The sequence below is a fragment of the Amycolatopsis cynarae genome, from assembly GCF_026802195.1.
Lineage (GTDB): Bacteria > Actinomycetota > Actinomycetes > Mycobacteriales > Pseudonocardiaceae > Amycolatopsis_E > Amycolatopsis_E rhizosphaerae.
Genome location: NZ_CP113836.1, coordinates 1,462,124 through 1,483,107 on the forward strand (window position 1 = coordinate 1,462,124; position 20,984 = coordinate 1,483,107).

Annotated in this window: 19 protein-coding genes; 13 read left to right on the forward strand and 6 right to left on the reverse strand. The window is 70.7% G+C overall.

Annotated features, from left to right (window positions below):
• Positions 1-50 precede the first annotated feature (50 nt).
• Together ORV05_RS07175 and ORV05_RS07180 are read left to right on the forward strand one after the other, a co-directional pair.
• The gene (locus ORV05_RS07175) at positions 51-2,804 is read left to right on the forward strand and encodes a DEAD/DEAH box helicase (RefSeq protein WP_268757654.1); all 2,754 of its coding nucleotides are present in this window, start codon (positions 51-53) and stop codon (positions 2,802-2,804) included.
• Positions 2,801-3,937: an SWIM zinc finger family protein gene (locus tag ORV05_RS07180; protein WP_268757655.1), complete on the forward strand. Its 1,137-nt coding sequence runs from the start codon at positions 2,801-2,803 to the stop codon at positions 3,935-3,937. Before ORV05_RS07175 ends, ORV05_RS07180 begins: the two co-directional genes overlap by 4 nt.
• 21 nt (positions 3,938-3,958) lie before the next feature.
• Here the strand turns inward: ORV05_RS07180 and ORV05_RS07185 are convergent, their stop codons facing one another.
• Positions 3,959-5,200: an alpha/beta hydrolase gene (locus ORV05_RS07185; protein ID WP_268757656.1), complete on the reverse strand. Its 1,242-nt coding sequence runs from the start codon at positions 5,198-5,200 to the stop codon at positions 3,959-3,961.
• Between the two features lie 92 nt (positions 5,201-5,292).
• Between ORV05_RS07185 and ORV05_RS07190 the strand changes: the two genes are divergently transcribed.
• From ORV05_RS07190 to ORV05_RS07220, 7 genes are all read left to right on the forward strand, one after another.
• Positions 5,293-6,687 (forward strand): WS/DGAT/MGAT family O-acyltransferase, encoded by a 1,395-nt coding sequence (locus tag ORV05_RS07190; protein WP_268757657.1) that lies wholly within the window; start codon positions 5,293-5,295, stop codon positions 6,685-6,687.
• 55 nt (positions 6,688-6,742) lie between these two features.
• Positions 6,743-7,798 (forward strand): acyl-CoA dehydrogenase family protein, encoded by a 1,056-nt coding sequence (locus tag ORV05_RS07195; RefSeq protein ID WP_268757658.1) that lies wholly within the window; start codon positions 6,743-6,745, stop codon positions 7,796-7,798.
• A gap of 2 nt (positions 7,799-7,800) precedes the next feature.
• Positions 7,801-8,955 (forward strand): acyl-CoA dehydrogenase family protein, encoded by a 1,155-nt coding sequence (locus ORV05_RS07200; protein ID WP_268757659.1) that lies wholly within the window; start codon positions 7,801-7,803, stop codon positions 8,953-8,955.
• Positions 8,952-9,884 carry a bifunctional MaoC family dehydratase N-terminal/OB-fold nucleic acid binding domain-containing protein gene (locus ORV05_RS07205; RefSeq protein ID WP_268757660.1) on the forward strand — a complete coding sequence of 311 codons (933 nt, stop codon included), beginning with the start codon at positions 8,952-8,954 and terminating at the stop codon, positions 9,882-9,884. Before ORV05_RS07200 ends, ORV05_RS07205 begins: the two co-directional genes overlap by 4 nt.
• Entirely contained in the window at positions 9,881-10,270 is a 390-nt protein-coding gene (locus tag ORV05_RS07210; protein ID WP_268757661.1) for a MaoC family dehydratase, read from the forward strand. The genes ORV05_RS07205 and ORV05_RS07210 overlap by 4 nt, the downstream gene beginning before the upstream one ends.
• On the forward strand, positions 10,267-11,439 hold the full coding sequence (locus ORV05_RS07215) for a lipid-transfer protein (RefSeq protein ID WP_268757662.1): 1,173 nt from the start codon (positions 10,267-10,269) through the stop codon (positions 11,437-11,439). The genes ORV05_RS07210 and ORV05_RS07215 overlap by 4 nt, the downstream gene beginning before the upstream one ends.
• A 167-nt stretch (positions 11,440-11,606) precedes the next feature.
• Positions 11,607-12,170 carry a DUF5134 domain-containing protein gene (locus ORV05_RS07220; protein WP_268757663.1) on the forward strand — a complete coding sequence of 188 codons (564 nt, stop codon included), beginning with the start codon at positions 11,607-11,609 and terminating at the stop codon, positions 12,168-12,170.
• 34 nt (positions 12,171-12,204) lie between these two features.
• On the opposite strand, the gene ORV05_RS07225 is transcribed toward ORV05_RS07220, so the two are convergent.
• From ORV05_RS07225 to kstD, 5 genes are read right to left on the reverse strand one after another with little or no spacing between them, the layout of a single operon-like run.
• A complete protein-coding gene (locus ORV05_RS07225) occupies positions 12,205-13,068 on the reverse strand; it encodes a MaoC/PaaZ C-terminal domain-containing protein (RefSeq protein WP_268757664.1) in 864 nt (287 codons plus the stop codon).
• A 10-nt stretch (positions 13,069-13,078) separates the two neighbouring features.
• Positions 13,079-14,089 carry a ferredoxin--NADP reductase gene (locus tag ORV05_RS07230; protein ID WP_268757665.1) on the reverse strand — a complete coding sequence of 337 codons (1,011 nt, stop codon included), beginning with the start codon at positions 14,087-14,089 and terminating at the stop codon, positions 13,079-13,081.
• Positions 14,082-14,360: a hypothetical protein gene (locus ORV05_RS07235; protein WP_144587026.1), complete on the reverse strand. Its 279-nt coding sequence runs from the start codon at positions 14,358-14,360 to the stop codon at positions 14,082-14,084. Before ORV05_RS07235 ends, ORV05_RS07230 begins: the two co-directional genes overlap by 8 nt.
• Positions 14,357-15,481 (reverse strand): Rieske 2Fe-2S domain-containing protein, encoded by a 1,125-nt coding sequence (locus tag ORV05_RS07240; RefSeq protein WP_268757666.1) that lies wholly within the window; start codon positions 15,479-15,481, stop codon positions 14,357-14,359. The genes ORV05_RS07235 and ORV05_RS07240 overlap by 4 nt, the downstream gene beginning before the upstream one ends.
• On the reverse strand, positions 15,478-17,175 hold the full coding sequence (gene kstD / locus ORV05_RS07245; RefSeq protein ID WP_268757667.1) for a 3-oxosteroid 1-dehydrogenase: 1,698 nt from the start codon (positions 17,173-17,175) through the stop codon (positions 15,478-15,480). The genes ORV05_RS07240 and kstD overlap by 4 nt, the downstream gene beginning before the upstream one ends.
• 314 nt (positions 17,176-17,489) lie before the next feature.
• Here kstD and hsaA point away from each other — a divergent pair, with 314 nt between their 5' ends.
• The 4 genes from hsaA to hsaB are packed head-to-tail and all read left to right on the forward strand — an operon-like array spanning position 17,490 to position 20,956.
• Positions 17,490-18,665, forward strand: a complete 1,176-nt coding sequence (gene hsaA, locus ORV05_RS07250; RefSeq protein WP_268757668.1) for a 3-hydroxy-9,10-secoandrosta-1,3,5(10)-triene-9,17-dione monooxygenase oxygenase subunit — start codon at positions 17,490-17,492, stop codon at positions 18,663-18,665.
• Between the two features lies 1 nt (position 18,666).
• Positions 18,667-19,515 carry a 4,5:9,10-diseco-3-hydroxy-5,9,17-trioxoandrosta-1(10),2-diene-4-oate hydrolase gene (gene hsaD, locus ORV05_RS07255; protein WP_268757669.1) on the forward strand — a complete coding sequence of 283 codons (849 nt, stop codon included), beginning with the start codon at positions 18,667-18,669 and terminating at the stop codon, positions 19,513-19,515.
• The gene (hsaC, locus tag ORV05_RS07260) at positions 19,515-20,414 is read left to right on the forward strand and encodes an iron-dependent extradiol dioxygenase HsaC (RefSeq protein WP_268757670.1); all 900 of its coding nucleotides are present in this window, start codon (positions 19,515-19,517) and stop codon (positions 20,412-20,414) included. Before hsaD ends, hsaC begins: the two co-directional genes overlap by 1 nt.
• Before the next feature lie 8 nt (positions 20,415-20,422).
• Positions 20,423-20,956 carry a 3-hydroxy-9,10-secoandrosta-1,3,5(10)-triene-9,17-dione monooxygenase reductase subunit gene (gene hsaB / locus ORV05_RS07265; protein WP_268757671.1) on the forward strand — a complete coding sequence of 178 codons (534 nt, stop codon included), beginning with the start codon at positions 20,423-20,425 and terminating at the stop codon, positions 20,954-20,956.
• The last annotated feature ends 28 nt before the right edge of the window (positions 20,957-20,984 follow it).

The window sequence follows — 20,984 nt, forward strand, 5'->3', positions numbered from 1 at the left end:
CCCCCGGCGCGGGCACGGCCCCGGGCGGGTCCGGGATCTATGGTGGGCGGGTGGAGCTGACACCCGGCACGCAGGCGATCTTCGTCCCCTCGGATCCGCCGCGCGAGGGCGTGTTCGCCTGCTGGGGCGAGGGTGACGGCGACACCCCGGTCGAACTGGTGCTGCCCGAGGGCAGGAAGTTCCGCCGCACCACGGTGCACGCCCGCGTGCTCCCGCTGCGCGAGGCGATCCCGCCCCTGCTGAACCTCGCCGAGCCCGCCGGTCCCGCGCTCACCGCGTGGTCCGCGGCCGTCTCGGCCGCGCTCACCCTGATCGCGCGGGGCAGGCTGCTGCCCGCCGTGAGCCCCGGTGGGATGGACTCCTGGCGCGTCGGCCCGCTGGAATCGGCGGACGAGAACCTGCTCCGCGAACTCGCCGCGGCCCTCCCGCCGGAAGCGCACGCGCTGCCGCTGTCCGGGCTCAAACGCATCCGGTTGCACTCACCGGAGTCACTGATCCGCGCCCTTTGGGACGCGACCGCGGACGTCCTCGTGCGCACACCGGCCGCCCGCGTCGCCGCCGGCGGACCCGCCTTCGCCGCCACCGAGCCCACCCTGCTCGGCGCCGCGGACGCCGAATGGCTCGCCGCCCGGCAACCGCCCGAGGCGCAGTTGCTGCTCCGCGTCGAGACCCGGGAGGGGGAGGCGCCGGACGACTTCGGTTTCGCCGGTGTGCTGGCCCTGCGCAGTGCCGCCGATCCGAGTCTCGTGCTCGACGCGGCCGCGCTGTGGCAGGCACCCGACGCCGTGCTGTCGCGCTTCGGCGAGCAGGTCGAGGCGCAGCTGCTGATCGGGTTGCGACGCGGTGCCCGCGCGTGGGCGCCGTTGGGGCGCGCGCTGGAGACCGCCTCGCCCAGCGAGGTCGCGTTCACCGACGAGGAACTTGTCGAACTGCTCGGCACGGGGACCGAGGCGCTGCGGGGCGCGGGCGTGGAAGTGTTGTGGCCCAAGGAAATGTTCGCCGAGAGCCTGCGGTTGCGTGCCGGGGCCACCCCCTCTCCCGGCAGCGAGGGCGAGGCCGCGTTCCGGCTCACCGATCTGCTCGCCTTCCGCTGGCAGCTGGCGCTCGGCGGCGAAACACTCACCGAGGAGGAGGTCGCCGCGCTGGCCGAGGCCAAGCGGCCGCTGGTGCGGGTGCGCGGCCAGTGGGTCCGCGCCGATCCGGACCTGCTGGCCCGGCTGCGGCGGCGCACGAACCGCACCCTCACGGTGGCGGAGGCGCTCGCCGCCGCGCTCACCGGAACGGTCGAAGTGGACGGTGAGGAGCTCGATTTTTCGCCGCCCCAGGCGCTTTCCGGCCTGCTCGAACGGTTGAAGGAAACCGTGGGCGCGGAGGCCGCGCAGGTCGTGCCGTCGCCGGAGCTGCAGGCGACGCTGCGTCCGTACCAGCGGGCCGGGCTCGCCTGGCTGGCCAAGATGACCGAACTCGGCCTCGGCGGCTGCCTCGCCGACGACATGGGGCTGGGCAAGACCATCCAGCTGATCGCACTGCACCTGCACCGGCGCGACCTCGCCGCCGGGCCCACCCTCGTGCTGTGCCCGACCTCGCTGCTGGGCAACTGGGAACGCGAGTTCGCCCGGTTCGCGCCCAAGATCCCGGTGCGCCGCTTCCACGGCGGCGGCAGGCACCTGACCGAACTCGCGCCGGACGAGGTGGTGCTCGCCACCTACGGGGTGCTCCGGCGCGACCGCGAGGCGCTCGCGGAGGTCCGCTGGGGGCTGGTCGCCGCGGACGAGGCGCAGCACGTGAAGAACCCGCTTTCGGTGACCGCCAAGGAACTCCGGCGGATCCCGACCGCCGCCCGGGTGGCCCTCACCGGCACCCCGATGGAGAACCGGCTCACCGAGCTGTGGTCCATCATGGACTGGACGACACCGGGTCTGCTGGGCGGTCTTGAGCATTTCCGGCGCAGTTTCGCCCGGCCCATCGAACGTGACCGCGATCCGGCCGCCACCGGGCGGCTCGCCGCGACCGTGCGCCCGTTTCTGTTGCGGCGCCGCAAAACCGACCCCGAGATCGCGCCGGAGCTGCCCCGCAAGACCGAGACCGACCGGTTCGTGCCGCTCACCGCCGAGCAGGCCACCCTCTACGAGGCGGTGGTGCGGGAAAACCTCGCCGCCATCCGGGAAGCGAAGGGTGTGCAGAGGCGGGGGCAGGTGCTCAAACTGCTCACCGAGCTCAAACAGATCTGCAACCACCCGGCCCAGTACCTCAAGCAGAACGGCCCGCTGACCGGCCGGTCCGGCAAGCTCGCCGCGTTCGAGGAACTGCTGGACGTCATCCTCGACGAGGGCGAAAGCGTGCTGGTGTTCAGCCAGTACGTGCGGCTGTGCCGCCTGCTCGAAACCCGGCTCGCCGAGCGCGGGCTTCCCGCGGAACTGCTTTCCGGCGCGACACCCGCCCGGCAGCGGGAGGACATGGTGCGCCGGTTCCAGTCCGGCGACATCCCGGTGTTCCTGTTGTCCCTCAAGGCAGGCGGGGTCGGCCTGAACCTCACCCGCGCCACCCACGTGATCCACTACGACCGGTGGTGGAACCCCGCGGTCGAAGACCAGGCCACCGACCGCGCTTACCGGATCGGTCAGGACCGGCCGGTGCAGGTGCACCGGCTGATCGCGGAGGGCACCCTCGAAGACCGGATCGCGGCCGTGCTGGAGGCCAAGCGCGGGCTCGCCGAGTCGGTCGTCGGGGCGGGCGAGGACTGGATCACCGAGCTGACCGACGATCAGCTCGCCGACCTCGTGCGGCTGGGGGAACAGCCGTGAGCCGCCGCACCTTCGGGGCCACCTGGTGGGGCCGGGCGTGGGTCGAGGCTCTCGAAGGCCGGGCCCAGCTGGACCCGAACCGCCTGCCGCGCGGGCGGACCTACGCCCGCAAGGGCATGGTCATCCTGCTGGAGGTGGCGCCGGGGGAGATCCGGGCCAAGGTGCGCGGCAGCTTGCCCACGCCGTACCGGGTCACCATCCGCACCCACCGGTTCACCTCCGCCCAGTGGGACACCCTGCTGGGCACTGTGGCGAGCCGGGCCGGGCACGCCGCCGCGCTGCTCGACGGCGAACTGCCACCGGAACTCGCCGAGGACGCCCGTGCTTCGGGGGCGGACCTGCTGCCCGGCCCGGGCGACCTGCTGCCCCGCTGCTCCTGCCCCGACCGCGCCGATCCGTGCAAGCATTCGGCCGCGGTGTGCTACCTCGTCGCCGACGAGGTCGACGCCGATCCGTTCGTCCTGTTCCTGCTGCGCGGGCGGGGACGGGACGAGGTGCTGGAGGAACTGCGGGCCCGCCGCCGCGACACCGCCGCGCCCGTCCCGCGGGTCGACCAGGGGCTGACCCCGCGAGCCGCCTTCGCCCGGCGCCCGGCCCCGGTCCCGGCGCTCCCGCCCCCACCCCGGCGGCCGGTGCGCCCGGCGGTGCCGGCAGGGGAGCCGCCACCCGGGTCGGCGCTGCGCTCCGACGTGCTGGGCGACCTGGCCGCCGACGCCGCGGTACGCGCCTGGGAACTGCTGAGGGGCACGTTCGACGAAGCACCGCTGAGCATGGAGGAGGACCTCGCGCGCCGCGCGGCGCACGGCGACGTCGCGCGACTCGCCGCGGCGGCCGGTGTACCGCCCAAGGAGCTGGCACGCTGGGCGGTGGCGTGGCGGGAGGCGGGCCGGGGCGGCCTTGCCGCGCTCCGGGAGAGCTGGCAGCCCCCGACCGGCGCGCTGGCCGAAGCCCGCGCCGAGCTCGACGAGGCAGAACTGCCCGGCGAGACGAAGGTGTGGCGCAACCGCCTGACCCGCGGCGACGTGCAGCTCCGTCTCGGGCGCGACCACCGCTGGTACCTGTTCCGCCCCGGCCCCGACGGCTGGCTCCCCGCCGCTCCCGGCACCCTCAACCCACTCGATGCCCTCTCCTGACCCGCCCCAGAGCCCTGGGCCTCACGGCCGCGCCGGCAGGGAGCGGAGGTAGGCCCATTCCAGGAAGCGCTCGACGCCGCGGACGACGTGGGCGCTGCGGACGGACGGGAAGATGTCGAACGCGTGCTGGGCACCCGCGAGTTCGGCGTAGGCGACCGGATTGGGTGAGGCCTGCCGCAACCGCCGGACGAACTCCCGCGCCTCCCGGACCGGGACCATGGTGTCCCGCGAACCGTGGATCACGAAGAACGGCGGCGCCTTGTCGGTGATGCGGTCCAGTGGGGAGGCGGCCTTGTACTCGTCGAGGAACTCCACCGGATCCTTCCCGACGACATAGCGGGCGAGCAGCCCCTTGAGCCGGTACTCGCTGGCAGACGAGCCGCTGGTGGCGGCGAAGTCGTACACGCCGTAGTGCGGCACGCAGGCTTGGATGGTGGTGTCGGCCTCGGTGAACCCGGGCTGGAGGGTGGCGTCGTTGGGGGTGAGCGCGAGGAGGGCCGCGAGGTGGCCGCCCGCCGAACCGCCGGTCGCGGCGAGGAACGACGGGTCGCCGCCGTAGCGGCCGATGTTCTCGCGGATCCAGGCGACCGCCCGCTTGACCGCGACGATGTGCGCGGGCCAGCGCGCGGCAGGCGAGAGCGGGTAGTTGATCGCGACGCACACCCAGCCCCGCTGGGCCATGTGCAGCATCAACGGGATGCCCTGGTGGTTCTTGTTGTCCACCATCCACGCGCCGCCGTGGATCTGCAGCAGCACCGGCCTGCCCTCGACGGGTTCCTTCGGCCGGTAGACGTCCAGCAGGTACCGCCTGCCGCCAGGGGCGTAGGCGATGTCGCGGTCGCGCCGGACCTCGGGGTGGGCCATCCGGAACGGCAGCAGCAACTGGCCCCACGGGGTGGCGAGGTCCTTCGGGCTGGGCGGTCGCCGCAGGCCTTCGACGTAGCGCGGCCCGAGCGCTTCGGCCAGCGCCTGCTCGACCTCGCCCCGGGCACGCTGGGCGTCCACGATCAGCTTGGTCAGCCCCGCCGCCGACGCCGCCGACAGCCCGAGCGCGATCCGGTCCGTCCGGGAGCGGGCGCCGTCGCGGGCGAGGTGCGCGGCGGTGTCCGCCGCGGTCACCGCCAGCAGATGCGGTGCGAGTTCCCCGGTGAGCCAGCCGGCGAAGAAGGCCGGGATGGCGGCCCGGTTGCCGGGAAGTGGCCGCAGCGCGTTCGCGGTCAGGGCCAGCTGGATCGCCCGTCGGGTGAGAAAGCGCGGTCGCATGTCCCGAGCATAGTGACACCGGCGGGCACACCGCCCGGCCGGAAGAATCGCGCACCCGGGCCGCCCACCCTCGCCTGGCCTACCCTGGAAGGGTGCAACCGCTGAGTGGCCTGGACGCGAGTTTTCTGTACCTGGAAACACCTTCACAGGTGCTGCACGTCTGCGCGCTGCTCACATTGGACGGCTCCACAATGCCGGGCGGTTACCGGTTCGACGAGTTCAAGGCCAAGCTCTCCGAGCGGGTGGCCGCGATTCCGCAGTTCCGGCGGAAACTGCACGATTCACCCTTCAACCTGCTGCATCCGGTGTGGGTGGAAGACACCGGGTTCGACCTGGACCGGCATCTGCACCGGGTGGCGGTGCCGAGTCCGGGCGACCGGGAGGCGCTGGCGGAGCTGTGCGCGTATTTCGCCGGGCAGCCGCTGGACCGTTCCCGTCCGCTGTGGGAGTTCTACGTCATCGAGGGGGTGGAGGGCGACGGGGTCGCCGTGCTGCTGAAGTTGCACCACGCCTCGGTCGACGGGGTGAGTGGCGCGATGCTGATCGCCTACCTGTGCGGGCTGGACCCGCATTCGCTGGTGCCCCTGCCGGAGGCGCAGGAGAATCCGGCGCCGCCGAGTCATTTCGATCTGCTCCGCTCCAGCCTGGCGGGGCTGGCGCGACGGCCGGTCGAGATGGCTAGGCTGCTGCCCGATCTGCTGGGCATGGCGCCGCGCTGGGTGGGCCGCGCGCTCACCCGCACCGGCATGCCGGCGCCGTTCACCGCGCCGCGGACCTCGTTCAACCGCACGATCACCGGCCTGCGGAAGGTCGCCTACACCAGTCTCGATCTCCAGGATGTGAAGAAGGTCAGGCGCGCCTTCAAGGTCACGGTGAACGACGTGGTGCTCGCGCTGTGTGCGGGGGCGTTGCGGCGTTACCTCGACGGGCGCGGTGAGCTGCCGAGGGAGCCGCTGGTCGCGACGGTGCCGGTGTCGGTCCAGGGCAGGACGGCGCGCGACGGCGGGGCGAACCAGGTGTCGGCGTTCTTCGCGGCGCTGCCGACCCAGCTCGCCGATCCCGCGGCCCGGATCTATGCGATCGCGGAAAGCAACCGGGTGGCCAAGGAGCACCACTTCAGCATCAAACCGGACATGCTGCAGGACTGGGCGCAGTTCGCCCCGGCCCGGCTGTCCGGCCTGGCGATGCGGGCCTATTCGGCCCTGCGCCTGGCGGAGAAGCATCCGGTGGTGCACAACCTGATCATCTCCAACGTGCCGGGCCCGCGGGAGCCGATGTACCTGCTGGGTGCCCGCGTGACGGGGCTGTACCCGCTGGGGCCGGTCTTCCACGGCGCGGGGCTGAACGTCACCGTGATGTCGAACGCGGGCCGGGTCGACGTCGGCCTGCTCGCCGCACGAGAACTCGTTCCAGAACTGTGGTCGCTGGCGGATGCGGTCCAGGACGAGATGGAAGAGCTTCTTCGGACAGCGCCCGGTCTTGCCTAGGAGCGCTCACTCGACTAAGACTAGAACAGGTTTCAGTCTTAGCTGAGGAGCCGGTGTGGACTTCACCCTCGACGACACCCAGCGGGAGATCGCCGGCCTGGCCGCCGATGTCCTTCGCCGGGAGGTCGACCTCGCGCGCCCCGCGGGCCCGCTCGGGTACGACGAACAGGTGTGGCGGGCGCTGGGAAAGGCCGGGCTGCTCTCGCTCGCGCTGCCGCCCGAACTGGGCGGCGCCGGGCTGGGCATCGCCGAGGTGGCCGTCCTGCTGACCGAGCTGGGCCGTGCCGCCGCGCCGGTCCCGGCACTGACGCTCACGCTGGGCGTGCTGCCGCTGGAGCTGCTCGGCACCCCGGACCAGCGGGCCGCGCTCCTGCCCGAAGTGGCCACCGGGGACGCATTGGTCACCGCGGCCCTGCACGAGCCGTCGTCGCCGCTGGTCACGGAGCCTGCCACGCGGGCGGTGGCCGAGGACGGGGCGTGGACGCTGACCGGCACGAAGATCGGAGTGCCCTTCGCCGCCGCCGCGACCCGCATCCTGGTTCCCGCCGCCATGCCCGGCGGCACGGGCGTGTTCCTGGTCGATCCGGCCGCGCCGGGCGTGACGGTGGCCGGCGGCTCAGTGCGGCTCGAGCGCGTCAGCGTCGAGGAGGCGGGCTTGCTGCGGGATCGCGAACCCGGCGAGGCGATCGCGACCCTGCGGCGGCTGGCGGTGGCCGGTGCGGTCGCGCTCGGTGACGGCGTGCTGGCCGGAGCGCTCACGCTCACCAAGGAGCACGTCGGGCGACGGGAACAGTTCGGACGGCCCCTGGCCGCCTTCCAGGCCGTGGCGCAGCAGATCGCCGACGTCTACATCGCTTCGCGGACCGTGCACCTCGCGGCGCAGTCCGCGGTGTGGCGGCTGGCGTCCGGGCTCGATCCGCAACCGGACCTCGAGGTGGCCGGGTACTGGCTGGCCGAGGAGGGGCCGAAGGCGCTCGCCGTCTGCCACCACCTGCACGGCGGGCTCGGCGTGGACATCACCTACCCGCTGCACCGGTACTACGCGCTGGGCAAAGAGCTGAGCCAGTTCCTGGGCGGCGCGCAGGACCGGCTGGGCGAGTTGGTGAGGTGAGGATGCACATCGAACTGACGGCGGAGCAGCGCGCGCTGCGGACCGAACTGCGGGCGTACTTCGCCGGGCTGATCAGTCCCGAAGAGCGCAAGGCGCTGCTGCGGGAACGCCACGGGGAGACCTACCGGCGGATCGTGCGCCGGATGGGCAGCGACGGCTGGCTCGGCGTGGGCTGGCCGAAGGAGTACGGCGGGCGCGGGTTCGGCGAGATCGAGCAGCACATCTTCGTCGACGAGGCGGCACGGGCCGACGTGCAGCTCCCGTCGGTCACCCTCCAGACGGTGGGGCCGACGCTGCAGGCCTTCGGCACCGAGGAACAGAAGGCGTTCTTCCTGCCGAAGATCCTCGCCGGTGAGGTGCACTTCGCGATCGGCTACAGCGAGCCCGACGCGGGTACCGACCTGGCCGCGCTGCGCACGTCGGCGGTCCGCGACGGCGACACCTACGTGGTGAACGGGCAGAAGATGTTCACCACGGGCGGGCACGACGCGGACTACATCTGGCTCGCGGTGCGGACCGATCCGGCGGCGCCGAGGCACAAGGGCATCTCGATCCTCATCGCCGACACCCGCGACCCCGGCTACTCGTGGACCCCGATCATCACCTGCGACGGCGCCCACCACGTCAACGCCACCTACTACTCCGATGTGCGGGTGCCGTCGAACATGCTGGTGGGCAAGGAGAACGAGGGCTGGAAGCTGATCACCACCCAGCTCAACCACGAACGGGTCATGCTGGGCCCGGCCGGGCGCATCGGCGGGCTGTACGACCGGGTGCGGGACTGGGCCGCCGCGCGCGGACTGCTGGAGTGCCCGGACGTGCGCGGCGCACTGGCCGAGACGCTGGCCACCATGCGCGTCAACGAACTGCTCAACTGGCAGGTCGCCGCCGCGCCACCGGGTTCCCCGGTGGACATCGCGGACGCTTCGGCGACCAAGGTGCTGGGGTCCGAGCGCATGCAGCGGGTGGCGCGCCTGCTGGAGGAGGTCCTGGCCCGGCACGGGGACCTGACCGATCCACCGACCGCGGAGCTGGCCGAATGGCTGGACGTGCTGGCCCGCCGCAACCTGGTGCTGACCTTCGGAGGTGGGGTGAACGAGATCCAGCGGGAGCTGATCGCGATGTTCGGGCTCGGACTGCCGAGGGTGCCGCGATGACGATCGAAGAGGAAGCGGCCCGCATCGCCGCGCAGGGGGAGTCCCGGCCGCGCCTGGCCCGGGATCCCGTGAACCAGGCCATGGTCAACAACTGGGTGGAGGCGCTGGGGGACGCCAATCCCGTGTACACCGACCCCGCCTTCGCCGCCGCGTCCGTGCACGGCGAACTGGTCGCGCCCCCGGCGATGGCGCAGGTGTGGACGATGAACGGCCTGCACGGGCACCGGGCCGAGGACGATCCGCTCGGCGCGATGATGGCCGTCCTGGACGAAGCCGGCTACACCTCGGTGGTGGCCACGAACTCCGAGCAGACCTACCACCGGTATCTGCGCCACGGGGAACACGTTTCCACGTCCACGAAACTGGAGGGTGTCGTCGGTCCGAAAAGGACTGCCCTGGGCGAAGGCTGGTTCGTCACCACGAAGACCACCTGGTACGTGGGTGACGAACCCGTCGCGGAGATGCTGTTCCGGGTGCTCAAGTTCGCACCGGAAAAGACACCGAAGGCGGCACGGAAGACGACGCAGGCCACCGAACCGGCCACCCCGGTGCTGCGCCCGGTGATCAGCCGGGACACGGAGTTCTTCTGGGAAGGCACCAGGGCGGGCGAGCTGCGGATCCAGCGGTGGGGCGACACCCTGCGCCATCCGCCCGGGCCCATGCCGCCCGACGGCGACCTCGGCCTCAAGCCCGATTACGTGGTGGCGACTGGCCGCGGCACTGTCTACAGCTTCGTGGTGCACCACAAGCCCGAGGTGCCCGGAAAGAAGCTGCCGTTCGCCATCGCCCTCGTCGAACTCGAAGAGGGGGTGCGGATGCTCGGCGAGGTGATCGGCACCACAGACGTCCACATCGGACAGAAGGTGGAGGCGGTCTTCGTGCGGGTGGACGACGAGCTGACCCTGCCCGCCTGGAAGGTGGTCGAATGATCGGCACGCAACTTCCGCCGCTGACCGTCGAGGTCACCCCGACCTTCGTGATCAGCACCGCGCTGGCCACCCGGGACTTCCAGGACGTGCACCACGACCGGGACGCCGCCATCGCCCGCGGTTCGAAGGACATCTTCGTCAACATCCTCACCGACACCGGCCTGGTCCAGCGGTTCGTCACCGACTGGGCGGGCCCGGAGGCACTCGTGCGGTCCATCAAGATCAGGCTCGGGGTGCCGTGCTACGCCTACGACACACTGGTACTTACCGGTGAGGTGACCGAGCAGCACGGGAACGAGGTCACCGTGGCCGTCACCGGCACCGGAGCGCTCGGGGAACACGTGAAGGGGACCGTGTCGGTTCTTCTCGGGCAGGGGGCGAAATGAGCGGGCTTTCCGGCAAGGCGGCGATCGCCGGCATCGGCGCCACCGAGTTCTCCAAGGACTCCGGCCGCAGCGAACTCCGGCTGGCCGCCGAGGCGGTCCGCCACGCCCTGGCCGACGCCGGGCTGACACCCTCCGATGTGGACGGTCTCGTCTCGTTCACCATGGACGGCAACAGCGAGATCGCGGTGGCCAGGGAACTCGGCATCGAGGAACTGACCTTCTTCAGCCGGATCCACTACGGGGGAGGCGCGGCCGCGGCCACCGTGCAGCAGGCCGCGATGGCGGTGGCCACCGGGGTGGCCGACGTGGTGGTCGCCTACCGGGCGTTCAACGAACGCTCCGGACACCGGTTCGGGCAGGTGTCGGCCGCCGCGGCGCAGCAGGTGAACTCCTCGGGCGTGGACAACAGCTTCCACTACCCCATGGGGCTGGGCACCCCGGCGGCGACGGTGGCCATGGTGGCGCGCCGCTACCTGCACGACTACGGCGCGACCAGCGAGGACTTCGGCCGGATCGCGGTGGTGGACCGCAAGCACGCGGCGACCAACCCGAAGGCCTGGTTCTACGGCAAGCCGATCACTCTCGAGGAGCATCAGGCCTCGCGGTGGATCGCCGAACCCCTGCACCTGCTGGACTGCTGCCAGGAGACCGACGGCGGGGTGGCCCTGGTGATCACCAGCGCGGAGCGGGCGGCCGACCTGCCGCACCCGCCCGCGTTGATCACCGCGGCGGCGCAGGGCAGCGGCCCCGATCAGTACATCATGACCAGCTACTACCGGGACGAGCTCGCCGCGCTGCCGGAGATGGGGGTCGTGGGGCGGCAGCTGTGGTCCCAGTCGGGACTGGGGCCCGCCGACGTGGACGTGGCGGTGCTCTACGACCACTTCACCCCTTACGTGCTGATGCAGCTCGAGGAGCTCGGCTTCTGCGGGCGCGGCGAGGCCAAGGACTTCATCGCCGACGGCAGGCTCGAACTCGACGGCGAGCTGCCGCTCAACCCGCACGGCGGCCAGCTCGGCGAGGCGTACGTGCACGGGATGAACGGCATCGCCGAGGCCGTGCGGCAGGTGCGGGGAAACGCGGTGAACCAGGTCGCCGGGGCGGGCACCGTCCTGGTGACCGCGGGCACCGGTGTCCCCACCAGCGGCCTCGTCCTCACCCGCGCCTGACACCCTGCCACTTCGCGCGGCTGTTAGCCGTGAAGGGTCCCTTCACAGTCGTATCGACCGTGAAGGGAACCTTCACGGCAACCCGTGTCGCTCCGTGTCGGAGACATCACCGGCTATCACCGGTTTGACCTCTAGCCCGGTGCGGGGGCGGCCGGTGACCCTGAGGCATGCAGATTCCGGCCCCGCTCGCGTGGAGCCTGACCGTGCTCTTCGCCCTGTTCGCCCTGCCGAGCCTGTACCGCCTGGTGCGCTCGGACGCCGCCCGTTCCGATCCCGACATCCGGCAGATGGATCTCGCCGAACTCCTCATGGTGGCGGCGATGGTGGCCATGGTCTCGCCGCTGGGCGGGCCGATCCCCGCGGCGGGCTGGCAGGCCGTGCTCGTGCTGATGGCGGGCTGGTTCTTCGTCGCCGTGCTGCGCGGCCGCCGCTGCTGCGCGGTGCACCACCTGGTGTCGGCCGCGGCGATGCTCTACATGATCACCGCCATGCCCGGGCACGAGGCCGCGCACGGGCCGTGGCTGGTGATGTCGGAGATGCCGGGGCGGCTTTCCTGGCCGGTGCTCGCCGTGCTGGCGGTCGCCTACTTCGCCTTCGACGCCGGGCGCTCCGGGGTCACCGCCCTGCGGATGGTGCGGGGAGCGCCCGTCCGCGAGGCCCTGATCGCGCGGCCGGTCTACCGCGCCGCGATGGGCGCGGGCATGACCTACCTGCTGGTCGCCGCCGTCTGACCGGAGGACGGCCGAGGGCTCGCGGCCCCGGTGCTCAGCCTGCGATGGTGAGCACGGTGTCCGAAAGCACCGGGGCCTCGTCGCGGTCGAGGGCGGTCGTGGTGATGAGCAGCCGGTCGCCGTCGCGCCAGACCCGGGTGCGCAGCGTCTCTCCGGGCAGCACGACACCGGCGAACCGGGCCGAGAACCCCTTCACGCGCGTGGTGTCGGCGTCGAGGAAGGCGTCCGTGACCGCCTTCGCGACCACACCGTAGGTGCACAGCCCGTGCAGGATGGGCACGTCGTACCCGGCGCTCCGGGCGAACCCGGGGTCGGCGTGCAGCGGGTTGCGGTCGCCGCACAGCCGGTACAGCAGGGCCTGCTGCGGCAGTGTCGGCGTGTCGAGCACCGCCTCCGGCTCGCGGTCGGGCAGGACGACCTTCTCCGATTCCCCGCGATGCCCGCCGAATCCGCCTTCGCCCCGGGCGAAGATGCTCGACCTTGCTGTCCACAGCGGACCGCCGTCCGGCTCGGTCACGGTGGTCTCGTTGACGATGACCGCGGCCTTGCCCTTGTCCTGCAGATCGACGATGCGCGTGCGCGCGACCGCGTTGCCCTCCACCGGGATCGGCCGGTGCACCGTGACGGCCTGCGTGCCGTGTACCACCTTGGCGAGGTCGATCTCCACGCCGGGGAAGGAGACCGCGGGGGGCTCGAAGGTGCGCAGATCGGCCGCCACGGTCGCGAACGTCGGCAGAACCTGGAGGTCGCGCTCGTAGGCGTAGCGCAGTTCCTTCTCGTCCGTGGGCTTCGCGCCCGCGCCGAGCGCAAGGTGGTACAGCAGGACGTCGGAGGACGTCCAGCCGAAGGTCACCTCGTCGAGTTCGGCGCCGAGGGCACGCTCGGGATCGATGGGCACGGGTCGACTCCTACTCGTAGGTCACGGAGACTTCGTCGGTCAGCGGGAGCGACTGGCAGGCCAGCACGATGCCCTCCGCGATGTCCTCGGAATCCAGGATCTCGTTGTTCAGCATCTTGACCTCGCCCGAGACGATGCGGCAGGCACAGGCGCTGCACTGCCCCTCCCGGCACGAGTACGGCGCGTCCAAACCCTTGTCCAGCAGGAAATCGAGCAGCTTCTGCCGTCGCGGCCAGGTGAAGGAGTGTCGCTCGCCGTCCAGTTCGACGTGCAGGTCGCTCGTCTCGTCCGTGCCGGTCTCCGGTGCCGGGCCGGTGTCGAACGGGTTCCCGCCGAGGGAAACGAACTTCTCCCGGTGGACCCGGCTTCGCGGCACGTCGAGTTCCTTCAGCGCCTGGCGGGCGGCGTCCATGAACGGCGCGGGCCCGCACAGGAAGGCTTCGAAGGCGGCGAAGGGTTTCGCCAGCGCCTTCAGCCGCGCGGCGTCCGGAAGCCCCTGCACGGTCTCCAGCCAGTGGATCAGCACCAGCCGTTCCGGGAATTCGGCGGCCAGTCCGGCCAGCTCCCGGGCGAAGATCACCGAGCGCTCGTTGCGGTTCGCGTAGATCAGCACGACCTGGCCCGTGCCGCGGTGCAGCGCCGTCTTGAGGATCGACATGACCGGCGTGATCCCGCTGCCCGCGGCGAACAGGAGCAGATCCTCGTCGAACGAGGCGGGGGTGAACACCCCCGCCGGGGGCAGGACTTCGAGGGTCGAACCGGCCACGACGTTGTCGCAGACCCAGTTCGACCCGTAGCCGCCTTCGGTCCGCTTGACGGTGACCTTCAGCCGGGAACCCTCGTGCGGTGCACTCGACAGCGAATAGCAGCGCGCGGCGGACCCGACCCGGAGGGTGAGGAACTGCCCCGGCCGGTACCGGAACGCCTCGACCTGCTCCGGGCCGAGTTCGAACACCACGGAGCGCGCGTCCGCGGTCTCCGCGATCACCTCGGCCACGGTCAGGGTGTGCGCCTCAGCCATCCAGCACTCCGAACGCCCCTCCTCGCACCGACTCCGCGATGCTTTCCTTCAACCGCTCACACGTGTCCAGCAGCGCGGTGTTCCCGCCGGCGGCGACCCGCTCGGCGAACACCGGGCAACTGCTCGCCGCGTCCGTCGTCCACTGGATGCTGGTGTGCTTCCAGCTGTTCTTCTTCACCAGCACCCGGGTGCCGCAGGTCGCGCAGGTGTGCGGCCGCATCCCCCCGGAGAGGAACTCGGCACGCTCGCCGGTCGGCGCCCCCACGGTCATACCCCCGCCTGCTGCCGCGCGAGGTTCTCCGCGACCTCCTTGGCCCAGGCTTCGTTGGCCTTCGTGGTGTCCACTTCGAACTCGAAGCGGCGCGTCATGTCCTCGGTGACGTCCGCGGCGTCCACATAGAACTGTTCGTACCACCGGCGGAGCTGGTAGACGGGCCCGTCCTCCTCGCACAGCAGCGGGTTGTCGATCCGGGTCTTGTTCTTCCAGATCTCGACGTCCTGCAGGAAGCCGACGCCGAAGCTTTTGGCGATCTTCCCGGCGATCTTGTCGGCCTGCTCGTCGGAGACGCCGGGGAGCTTCGACACGCTGACTCCCCACTGCAGCACGAACGAGGTCGGGGTGACCGGGTAGTGGCAGTTGACGAGCACGTTGTCGAACTCGAAGCCCTTGTAGTTGTTGTGCAGGTAGTTGATCATGTAGGAGGGGCCGTAGTAGGAGGCCTCCGAGCGCAGCACGTTGTCCTCGCCGGCGTAGTTGCCCGCCGATCCGACATCCGGGCGGCCCTTGGTGTTGAGGTACTGCGTCGCCACATGGCCTTCGAAGACGTTCTTGAAGTACGTCGGGTAGGCGTAGTGGATGTAGAAGAAGTGCGCCATGTCGACGACGTTGTCCACGATCTCCCGGCAGTTGGCGCCCTCGATGAGGATCGAGTCCCAGGTCCAGTTGCTCCACCCGCCGCTCATCACGCCCTCGATGCGGGGAATCGCCACCTCCGGCGGCGGCGGATTGCCCTCCGGGTCGTGCCAGACGAACAGCTGCTTGTTCTCCTCCATCGTGAGCCACGAGCGGGTGCGGGCCCGCAGCGGGACGCGCTTGGCGTAGGGAATCGAGACGCACTTGCCGCTGCCGCTCCAGCGCCAGTCGTGGAACGGGCAGGCCACCTCGTTGCCCTTGACGGTGCCCTGGCTGAGATCGCCGCCCATGTGCCTGCAGTAGGCGTCGAGCACGTTGAGCCTGCCGTCCTGGCTCTGGAACACCACGAGTTTCGTGCCGAAGGCGTTGATGGCGTGCGGCTTGCCGTCCTTGAACGAGTCGGCCAGGCCGAGGCAGTGCCAGCCGCGCGCGAACCGCTGCGGGGGAGCGCCCGCGTCGATGGTGCGAACCTCTGTCATCGTTGACCTCCCTGGGGATGCCCCTCATTGTCCTTGCCCGCGGCCAGGTGTTCGGCGGCGAGGTAGCCGAAGACCATGGCGGGGCCGATCGTCGCGCCGGGACCGGCGTAGGTGTGGCCCATCACGGCGGCGCTGGTGTTCCCGGCCGCGTACAGTCCTTCGATCACCGAGCCGTCCTCCCGCAGCACCCGGGCGTGGGCGTCGGTGCGCAGCCCGCCCTTGGTGCCCAGGTCACCCGGCACGATCTTGATCGCGTAGTACGGCGCGGTCTCGAGTGCGCCCAGGCTCGGATTGGGCTTGTTGCGCGGGTCGCCGTAGTAGTGGTCGTAGGCGCTCTTTCCGCGCTCGAAGTCCTCGTCGGCACCGGCGCGGGCAAAGCCGTTGAACCGCTCCACCGTCTCGGTGAGCGCGTCCGCGGGGACGCCCATCCGTTCGGCGAGACCGGCCACCGTGCCCGATTTGACCGCGATACCCGCCTTGAACCAGCGGCCCGGCATCTTCTGGCGCGGCCCGATCCCGGTGAACATGTAGCGGTTGCGGTAGCGCTGGTCGAACACCAGCCAGGTCGGGATGTGCCTGCCCGGGCCCTCGCCCGGTCCGTACATCGCGTGCACCGCCTCCACGTACGGCGCGGATTCGTTGACGAACCGCTTACCGCGCATGTCGACCATCAGGCTGCCGGGACGCGACCGCTCGGCGAGGGCGAACCAGGGGCCGCCGGGGAGCGGGAGCGAGGGGCCCCACCAGGCGTCGTCCATGAGTGCCACCGCCGCGCCGAGCTTGAGTCCGGCGTTGATCCCGTCGCCGGTGTTGGCCTTCGCGCCCACGGTCCATTCGGTGCCGATCGGCTGGCGCTGGTACTTCGCGCGCATCTCCTCGTTGTGTTCGAAGCCGCCGGACGCGAGGATCACGCCGCGCCGGGCCCGCAGCTGCGTGGTTTCGCCGTCGCGCTCGACGACGACGCCGGTCACCCGGTCCTGTTCGGTGACCAGGTCGAGCACGGGGGTGTTCAGCCAGACGCCGACGCCGGCGTCGGCCAGGCCGACCCGGAGTCCGGCGGCCAGCGCCTGGCCCATGGACAGCAGGTGGCGGCCTCGCAGCCGGCCCGCCAGCCAGCGGGCGCCGAGGCTGAGCAGGGTGAGCGTGCCCTTCGGGTGCCGGGCGATGAGGCTCAGCCAGCGGTAGTCGGCCTGTGTGAGCGGCACCCCGAGCGGGGGAGCGCTGTAGGGCGGCTCCAGGTTGGCGAGTTCTTCGCCCAGCAGGCCGGCGTTGAAGGCCTTCGGTTCGACCGAGCGGCCGCCGGCGCGGCCACCGGGTGCCTCCGGGTGGTAGTCGGAGTAGTCGCGCACCCATTGGAACCGCAGCGGCGTGTGCCGGTGGACGAAGGAGACCACCTCCGGGCCGCGATCGAGGAAGGTGTTGCGGAGCTCGGCGGGGACGACGTCGCCGACGATCGCCTCCAGATAGCGGCGCGCCTCCTCCGGTGGGTCGACGATGCCCGCGGCCTTCAGCGCCTCGTTGCCCGGGATCCAGACGCCGCCCCCGGAACGCGCGGTGGAGCCGCCGAACTTCCCGGCCTTCTCCAGGACGAGGACGGCCAGACCCTGGTGGGCGGCGTGGAGTGCGGCCGTCATCCCGGCGGCACCGCTGCCCGCCACGATGACGTCGTACTCGCCTACCGGTCCTGCACTCATGCCACCTCCGGGTGAAACGTGTTACAGAAAGTTCGGCTTCTGGTCGTAGCCTTGGTGGTAACCATAGACGAGAACATGTTCCAGTTCTAGGGTTGGCCAAGCGGACAGGGCCGCGGTCGTCTCCGTTCGTGGCCTCCGCGACAGGGAATCTGTTCTAGGCCCTGGTCTGGCGTCCTGTCGCCGGCCGAAGACGTGTTCTCCGGTCCGGCGCCGTTGATTGGGTGGTGAAGCGCACACGTGGTGATGACAAAAACGAGAACGTGTTCTACTCTTGGTGCAGAGAGTGCAGGTCTGAGTAGGACGGGGCATCGCCGATGAGTGAGCAGGACGCGCGTGGGGTGATCGCCGGAGTCTCCGAGCTGTTGCCCGTCCTCCGGGAACGGGCGCAGGAAACCGAAGACGCCCGGCGGATTCCGGACGAGTCGATCAAGTCTTTGCAGGAGACGGGCTTCTTCAAGCTGCTGCAGCCGAAGATCTACGGCGGCTACGAGGCCGATCCCGTCACCTTCTACACCGCGGTCAAGATGATCGCCGGTGCGTGCGGATCCACCGGATGGGTCGCCTCGATCCTGGGGGTCCACCCCTGGCATCTGGGGCTGTTCGAGGCCCAGGCGCAGGAAGACGTGTGGGGTGAGAACGTGGACACCCGCATCTCGTCCTCCTACGCCCCGATGGGCAAGGCGACCGTGGTCGACGGCGGGTACCGGCTCTCCGGCCGGTGGAGCTTCTCCTCCGGATGCGACCACGCCACCTGGGTGATGCTGGGCGCTCCCGCCTTCGCCGACGGCAAGCCGGTGGACTTCTGCACCTACCTGGTGCCCATAGCGGACTACACCATCGTCGACGTCTGGGACACCGTGGGCCTGCGAGGGACCGGCAGCAACGACATCGTGGTCGAGGACGTGTTCGTGCCCGGGCACCGGGCGCTGAGCTTCATGGCCACCTCCAAGTGCAAGACACCGGGCCAGGAGGTCAACCCGGGGCCGCTGTACAAGCTTCCCTACGGGTCCGTGCATCCCTCCACCATCACCGCACCCATCATCGGGATGGCACAGGGCGCCTACGACGCCCATATCGAGCACCAGCGGACGCGGGTGCGTGCCGCCTACGCGGGGGAGCAGGCCAAGGAGGACCCGTTCGCCAAGGTCCGCGTCGCCGAGGCGGCGAGTGAGATCGACGCCGCGTGGCTGCAGCTCACCCGCAACATCGACGAGCTCTACCAGTTGGCCTGCCGCGGTGAGAAGTTGCCGTTTTCGACGCGGCTTCGGGTGCGGCGGGACCAGGTGCGCGGCACCGAGCGGGCGATCGCGGCGATCGACCGGCTCTTCGAAAACTCCGGCGGTCGCGCGCTGAAGATGGGCACCCCGATCCAGCGGTTCTGGCGGGACGCCCACGCGGGCCGGGTGCACGCGGCGAACGACCCCGAGCGTGCTTACACGATGTTCGGTACCGGCGAATTCGGTTTGCCGGTGGAAAACGCGATGGTGTGAGATGACCGAAGGCAAGTACGTCGAGGTACGCGAGGGACTGCGGCTGCACTACCACGAGGCCGGTGCCGAGCACGAGGAAACACTGATCCTGCTGCACGGCGGCGGGCCGGGCGCCTCCGCCTGGAGCAACTTCGCCCGCAACATCCCGGTGTTCGCGAAGTCCTACCGTGTGATCGCGGTCGACCAGCCGGGCTTCGGCCGTTCCGACAAGCCGACCGAGCATCCGCAGTACTTCACCCACAGCTCGCAGGCCGTGATCGGGCTGATGGACGAACTCGGCATCGAGAAGGCCCACCTGGTGGGCAACTCGCTCGGCGGCGGGACGGCGGTCCGCCTCGCGCTCGACCACCCGCGACGGGCCGGCCGCCTGGTCCTGATGGGCCCGGGAGGGTTGAGTGTCAACGTGTTCGCGCCCGACCCCACCGAGGGGGTGAAGAACCTCGGTCGCTTCGCCGCTCCGCCGGGCCCCAGCAAGGAAAAGCTCGAAGCCTTCCTGCGGGTGATGGTGCACGACCAGTCCCTGATCACCGAGGAACTGGTGGCGGAACGGTTCGAGGCGGCGAGTACCCCCGAGTCGCTGGCGGCGATGCGGGCGATGGGCGCGTCCTTCATGCGCCCCGACAGCTACGAGCAGGGCATGCTGTGGCGCGATGCGCACCGCCTGCGGCAGCGGGTGCTGCTCGTCTGGGGCCGTGAGGACCGGGTGAACCCGCTTGACGGCGCGCTGCTGGCGTTGAAGATGATCCCGCGTGCCCAGCTGCACGTCTTCGGCGGTTGCGGGCACTGGGCGCAACTGGAGAAGTTCGACGAGTTCAACCGGTTGACCCTGGACTTCCTGGGAGGCTCGTGATGGGAATCCGATCGCTCGGCTATCTCCGCATCGAGGCCACGGACATGGCGAAGTGGCGCGAGTACGGTCTCAAGGTCCTCGGCATGGTGGAGGGCAAGGGCACCGATCCGGAAGCGCTCTACCTGCGCATGGACGACTTTCCGGCCCGCCTGGTGATTTCACCGGGCGAATCGGACCGGCTGGTGGTGGCCGGCTGGGAGGTCGCCAACGCCGCCGAACTGGCCGAGGTGCGGTCGAGCCTCGACGCGCACGAGGTGCCCTACAAGGAGGGCACGCCGGAGCAGCTCGCGGACCGGCGGGTCTGCGAGCTGATCACCTTCGAAGACCCCTCCGGCAACACCCTCGAGGTCTTCCACGGTGCGGCCCTGGAGCACCGCCGGGTGGTGAGCCCGTACGGGCACCGGTTCGTCACCGGGGAGCAGGGGCTCGGCCATGTGGTGCTGTCCACCCATGATGACGAAGCCGCCTTGCGCTTCTACCGGGACGTACTCGGCTTCCGGCTTCGCGACTCGATGCGGCTGCCCCCGCAGATGGTCGGGCGGCCCGCCGACGGCGCCCCGGCCTGGCTGCGGTTCTTCGGCTGCAACCCACGCCACCACAGCCTGGCCTTCCTGCCCATGCCGACGCCGAGCGGGATCGTCCACCTGATGGTCGAGGTGGAGAACACCGACGACGTGGGCCTGTGCCTGGACCGGGCGAAGCGCCGGAACGTGCCGATGTCGGCCACTCTGGGCCGGCACGTCAACGATCTGATGTTGTCGTTCTACATGAAGACTCCCGGCGGGTTCGATGTCGAATTCGGCTGTGAGGGACGTCAGGTCGACGACGAGGTCTGGATCGCGCGCGAGAGCACGGCGGTCAGCCTCTGGGGCCACGACTTCAGTGTGGGCGCACGGTGACTACCGGGGTGACCGAGATCGATCCGGCCCGGTTCCGTGCGGTTTTGGGTCATTTCTGCACGGGCGTGACCGTGGTGACGGCGCACGACGGGGTGGAACCGGTCGGCTTCGCCTGCCAGTCCTTCGCGGCCCTGTCCCTCGACCCCCCGCTGATCCTGTTCTGCCCCGGCAAGAACTCCCGGACCTGGCCGGTGGTCGAGCGCACCGGCCGGTTCGCGGTGAACGTGCTCGGCGAGCAGCAGCGCGAGGTGAGTGCGATCTTCGGTTCGCGTGGTGCGGACAAGTTCGGCGCGGTCGAGTGGGCCCCGGCCCCATCGGGTGCCCCTGTCCTGGCGGGCGCTCTCACCTGGATGGACTGCACGCTCGACGCGGTGCACGAGGCCGGTGACCACTATGTCGTGGTGGGCCGGGTGACCACGCTCGGCGAGCCGACGGGCGGACGGCCGTTGTTGTTCTACCGCGGTCACTACACCGGAACCGAACCCTTGCGACCCGAGTTCGGCGACCTGCTCACCTGGCCCGGTCCCGACGACTGGCTCTGAATCGCCGTCGTCCGGTGCCCGGCCCCGG

Bases quoted from the DNA above. Each gene is read 5' to 3' on its own strand.
- ORV05_RS07185 (WP_268757656.1), bottom strand. From the start codon at position 5,200: ATGCGACCGCGCTTTCTCACCCGACGGGCGATCCAGCTGGCCCTGACC.
- ORV05_RS07200 (WP_268757659.1), top strand. From the start codon at position 7,801: ATGCACATCGAACTGACGGCGGAGCAGCGCGCGCTGCGGACCGAACTG.
- ORV05_RS07205 (WP_268757660.1), top strand. From the start codon at position 8,952: ATGACGATCGAAGAGGAAGCGGCCCGCATCGCCGCGCAGGGGGAGTCC.
- ORV05_RS07210 (WP_268757661.1), top strand. From the start codon at position 9,881: ATGATCGGCACGCAACTTCCGCCGCTGACCGTCGAGGTCACCCCGACC.
- ORV05_RS07215 (WP_268757662.1), top strand. From the start codon at position 10,267: ATGAGCGGGCTTTCCGGCAAGGCGGCGATCGCCGGCATCGGCGCCACC.
- ORV05_RS07220 (WP_268757663.1), top strand. From the start codon at position 11,607: ATGCAGATTCCGGCCCCGCTCGCGTGGAGCCTGACCGTGCTCTTCGCC.
- ORV05_RS07230 (WP_268757665.1), bottom strand. From the start codon at position 14,089: ATGGCTGAGGCGCACACCCTGACCGTGGCCGAGGTGATCGCGGAGACC.
- ORV05_RS07235 (WP_144587026.1), bottom strand. From the start codon at position 14,360: ATGACCGTGGGGGCGCCGACCGGCGAGCGTGCCGAGTTCCTCTCCGGG.
- ORV05_RS07240 (WP_268757666.1), bottom strand. From the start codon at position 15,481: ATGACAGAGGTTCGCACCATCGACGCGGGCGCTCCCCCGCAGCGGTTC.
- kstD (WP_268757667.1), bottom strand. From the start codon at position 17,175: ATGAGTGCAGGACCGGTAGGCGAGTACGACGTCATCGTGGCGGGCAGC.
- hsaA (WP_268757668.1), top strand. From the start codon at position 17,490: ATGAGTGAGCAGGACGCGCGTGGGGTGATCGCCGGAGTCTCCGAGCTG.
- hsaD (WP_268757669.1), top strand. From the start codon at position 18,667: ATGACCGAAGGCAAGTACGTCGAGGTACGCGAGGGACTGCGGCTGCAC.
- hsaC (WP_268757670.1), top strand. From the start codon at position 19,515: ATGGGAATCCGATCGCTCGGCTATCTCCGCATCGAGGCCACGGACATG.